The organism is Pseudarthrobacter sp. AG30, assembly GCF_003116525.1.
Lineage (GTDB): Bacteria > Actinomycetota > Actinomycetes > Actinomycetales > Micrococcaceae > Arthrobacter.
The window spans coordinates 1-4,552 of record NZ_QEHL01000021.1; the positions used below are offsets into that span (position 1 = coordinate 1).

General features: G+C 66.5%; 2 protein-coding genes and 1 rRNA gene. All 3 read left to right on the plus strand.

From position 1 onward, the window contains the following. Positions 1 to 113 (plus strand): 5S ribosomal RNA (gene rrf / locus DC347_RS17770); the annotation flags it as partial. A gap of 74 nt (positions 114 to 187) precedes the next feature. After that, positions 188 to 1,195, plus strand: a complete 1,008-nt coding sequence (locus tag DC347_RS17775; protein WP_018763981.1) for a LacI family DNA-binding transcriptional regulator — start codon at positions 188 to 190, stop codon at positions 1,193 to 1,195. A 96-nt stretch (positions 1,196 to 1,291) separates the two neighbouring features. Further along, a complete protein-coding gene (locus DC347_RS17780; protein ID WP_109863884.1) occupies positions 1,292 to 4,324 on the plus strand; it encodes a glycoside hydrolase family 2 TIM barrel-domain containing protein in 3,033 nt (1,010 codons plus the stop codon). The last annotated feature ends 228 nt before the right edge of the window (positions 4,325 to 4,552 follow it).

Sequence of the window (4,552 nt, forward strand, 5' to 3'; positions counted from 1 at the left end):
GCGGTCATAGCGTGGGGGAAACGCCCGGTCCCATTCCGAACCCGGAAGCTAAGACCCACAGCGCCGATGGTACTGCACCCGGGAGGGTGTGGGAGAGTAGGACACCGCCGGACACACATTGGTCGAGGCCCCAACCAACACGGTTGGGGCCTCCCACATTTAAAAACACCACCTAGACTTACCGTCTATGACTCCCCGAAGCACGGGCCCCAAGGGCAAGCGGGCCACCATCCTCGATGTTGCCGCTGCCTCCGGCGTCTCCCGGCAAACCGTAACCCGTGCCATGAACGACATGGCCGGGATCAGCCCCGAGACCCGTGAACGCGTCCAAAGGATCGCTTCGGAGCTGGGCTACAGCCCCAGCCGCTTCGCCAAGGGGTTGGTCCAGGGAGCGAAGGTATCGATTGGCCTCGCTATCCCGGACCTGACCAACCCATACTTCCCCGCGTTTGCGTCCAGCGTGGTGGAGGCAGCCACCGGGCGCGGCTGGAACGTCGTGGTTGATGACTACGGGCACGGAACCGGCAGTGCCGCCGACGCCGCTGCCAGGCTCGCACCCCAGGTGGACGCCCTTATTGGCTACCTCGCGCCACACGCGGACGAGGCGCAGGCGCTAATGGGCCGCCGGCCCGTCGTCGCCCTGGACTCACCGGACGCGGGAACCGCCGGCCGCATCTCGTTCGACTACCACCACGCCGCGAGGCTGGCACTTGCGCACCTTGCCGGCAGGGGTTGCACGAACGTCGCCTTCTTGGACTCGAACCAGGGAGCGCCTGCCGGCAGTCGGAGCGCGGCAGCAGCAGCCGTCGCCGAGGAAGCGGGAATGCAGCTCACCCGCTTCCAGGCCGAGCCCTCCGCGGCCGCCGCCAAGGCGGCCGTGGCCCTCCTGGCTGGCCGAGCAGAACCCGTTGACGGGATCCTTGCCTTCAACGACCTCATGGCCGCCGGTGCGCTTAAAGCCTTGCAGGCCTCCGGCAACGCCGTGCCGGGCGACTGCGCAGTCATCGGAATGGACGGGATACCGCTCGGAGAACTGCTCACCCCTGAGCTGACCACCCTCGCACTGGACCTGCGAGCCGTCGGACGTGCCGCCGTCGGCCTCCTCGAAGGACTCCTCTCGGGCTCGCTCGCGGAAGGCGGGACCGAGGCCCATCTGATCCTTCGGCACGAGCTGGTCCTTCGCCAGTCCGCCTAGGCCCCTACTCAAAGGCGCGCGCAGCGGATAGGCTTTAACCGCATTCGCGTGAACGTTCACGCAGCCCCGTCAACCACACCTGCAGCAAGGAAGACCATGGCACTCCACACCCCCGCCGCCACTGATGGCGGCCAGGACCCCCGCGGCGCCACACACTCCACCCCCAACCTGGAGCTTGGCCAGGAAGAGGTCCGGGAGTTGGCCTCGCTGGCGCCGGGACGCGGAAGCCTGCCCGCGCGCTCCTACCTGGCAACTGACGCGCCCAGGCTGTCCCTCAACGGTGACTGGCAGTTCAGGCTGAGCCCTGGAATCCGGACTGCGCCCCACGACGGGTGGCAGCACGGCACGCACCTGGCCGGTTTCGTCCCGCTGCCTGTCCCTTCCAGCTGGAGCATGCACGGCCACGGATCCCCGGCCTACACCAATGTCCAGTTCCCCTTCGCCGTGGAACCGCCGTTCGTCCAGGAAGCCAACCCCATCGGTGACCACCTGGTGACCTTCCAGGCGGGCCCGGAGTTCTTCCCGCACGCGCTGTTGCGGTTCGACGGCATCGACAACGCCGGGACGGTATGGCTGAACGGTGTTGAACTCGGAACCACCCGCGGCAGCAGGCTGGCCCACGAATTCGACGTGTCCGGCATCCTGGTGGAAGGCGCCAACACCCTGGCGGTGCGGGTGGCCCAGTTCTCCGCCGCGAGCTATGTGGAGGACCAGGACATGTGGTGGCTTCCGGGGATCTTCCGGGACGTGACCCTCCAAGCGCGGCCCGCTGACGGCCTCGACGATCTGTTCGTCCACGCGGACTACGACCACGCGACGGGTAACGGCACGCTGAGGGTCGAGGTGACCCGGGCAGGCAAGGCGATTGACGCCGTCGTCCGCATCCCTGAACTCGGTCTGGAACTCCCCGCCGGGGCCCAACATACTGTCCCGGGCGTGGAGCCGTGGTCGGCGGAGCAGCCGCGCCTGTATGACGCCACCGTCAGCACCCCCGGTGAGACAGCATCCGTGCAGGTGGGATTCCGAAGCATCACCATCGAAGACGCCCAGTTCAAAGTCAACGGCCGGCGCATCCTGCTTCGCGGCGTAAACCGCCATGAACACCATCCCAGGCTGGGCCGCGTGGTGCCGCGGGATGTGGTGGAGGCGGAACTGCGGTTGATGAAGCAACACAACATCAACGCGATCCGCACCTCGCATTACCCGCCGCATCCGGAATTCCTCGCCCTGGCAGACCAGCTCGGGTTCTATGTGGTCCTCGAATGCGACCTCGAGACGCATGGATTCGTGGGGGCCGGATGGGCGCAGAACCCCAGCGACGATCCGCAGTGGGAGGAAGCCCTGGTGGACCGGATGGAGCGGACCGTGGAACGCGACAAGAACCATCCGTCAGTCATCATGTGGTCGCTCGGCAACGAGGCTGGCACGGGCCGGAACCTTGCCGCCATGTCGCGCTGGGCCAAGGACCGCGACCCGTCGCGCCCCATCCACTACGAAGGCGACTGGTCTTCGCCCGACGTTGACGTCTACTCCCGGATGTATGCCAGCCAGGCCGAGACGGCGCTGATCGGCCAAGGAATCGAACCGCCCCTCGAGAACGCCGAACTGGACGCCAGGCGCCGCGCCATGCCGTTCGTGCTCTGCGAATACGTCCATGCCATGGGCAACGGGCCCGGTGGCATGAGCGAATACCAGGAACTGTTCGACAAATTCCCACGGCTGATGGGCGGCTTCGTGTGGGAGTGGCTGGAGCATGGCATCACCGTGACGGACGCGGATGGCAGCGAACACTTCGCCTACGGCGGGGATTTTGGCGAAGAGATCCACGATGGAAACTTCGTCACTGACGGCTTGGTTGACGCCAACCGGAAGCCCCGCCCCGGGCTGCTGGACTTCAAGAAGGTCATCGAGCCGCTGCGCATAGAGGTCGGGCAGGATTGGGCCCGCTTCACCGTGCGGAACGGCCAGGACTTTGCGGACACGTCCGCCTTCAGCTTCCGGTACACAGTTGTGGCCGACGGCGACACCCAGGTGGAGGGGTCCGTGGCCGTTGCGCCGATAGCGCCCCAGTCCGAGGCCGTCGTCGAGCTGCCGACGGAGATTGCCCGGTATGCTGCCGCGCCGGCATCCAGCCAGTCTGCCGTGCTGACGGTGAGCGCGGTGCTTGCTTCCGATACGGCCTGGGCAGGGGCCGGCCACGAGGTCGCCTGGGGCCAGGCGGCCCGTTTTGGGACCCAGGATCCCCGGCTGATCGCCGTGGACGGTGTCGAGGTCATGGACGACGAGCTGAAACTTGGCAACGCCCGGTTCAGCCGGGCCACCGGCATGCCCACGTCCATCGGCGGCCTTCCTGTCGACAAACTGGGGCTGGTCCTGTGGTGGGCACCCACTGACAACGACCTGGGCCGGGAATGGGGGAGCACCGACGAGCGGCCGCTTGCCACCCAGTGGAAGGACGCAGGTCTGGACCGCCTCCACACACGCCTGTTGGGCATTACGGCAGAACCCGCGGCAGGGGGCGGGGAACAACTCCGTGTCAGCACCCGCGTTGGCATTGCGGACAAGCAGTACGGAGTACTGGTTGATTACCTGTGGACCAGCAACTCCGGAGCATTGGCACTGCGCACCCGCGTTAAGCCGGCAGGGGACTGGGTCAACGCCGGCTTCGACATCGAATGGGCGCGAATCGGGCTGGAACTGGTCCTGGCGGCCGAGACAACCACGGTGAACTGGTTCGGGCAGGGACCGCACCAGAGTTACCCCGACACCGGCCAGGGAGCGCGGGTGGGGTGGTTCGAGTTGCCGCTCGCCGGCTGGGATGTTGATTATGTCCGGCCGCAGGAGTCCGGGGCGCGCGGCTCCGTACGGCAGGCGGTTCTTGAAACCGGCGGCAAGCAGCTGCAACTCTCCGGAGAGCCCTTTGCCCTGACCGTCAGGCCCTACGGCATGGACGTCCTCGCAGCAGCGACGCATCGTCCCGACCTCGTTCCGGATGGACGCAGCTATGTTTACATTGATCACGCCCGGCGGGGTGTTGGCACGGCGGCCTGTGGTCCCGGCGTCCTGGAGCCCTACCGGCTGAAGCCCCGCGAAGCTGAGTTTGAGGTCCTCCTCCAAGTCCACGGCTGAGGCCACTCCGGGAATGTGAGCCACCCGACATCGGCTCCAAACCCTCGAAGGCACTGAGAGGGCACGGTCATTATTGCCGGAAACCGCGGAAATTCGCGGTTTCCGGCAGTGTGCGGAGCCCCCTGTTCCTGGATTTGCGGTGGGGTTGGTGGGCGTGTATTGTTTTCTGAGTCGCCGCCGCTGATGCGGAAAGATAGCGGCGAAAACCCCCTTCTGAACGGCCTGGAA

Coding starts and splice junctions, on each gene's coding strand:
- DC347_RS17775 (WP_018763981.1), top strand. CDS start 188: ATGACTCCCCGAAGCACGGGCCCCAAGGGCAAGCGGGCCACCATCCTC.
- DC347_RS17780 (WP_109863884.1), top strand. CDS start 1,292: ATGGCACTCCACACCCCCGCCGCCACTGATGGCGGCCAGGACCCCCGC.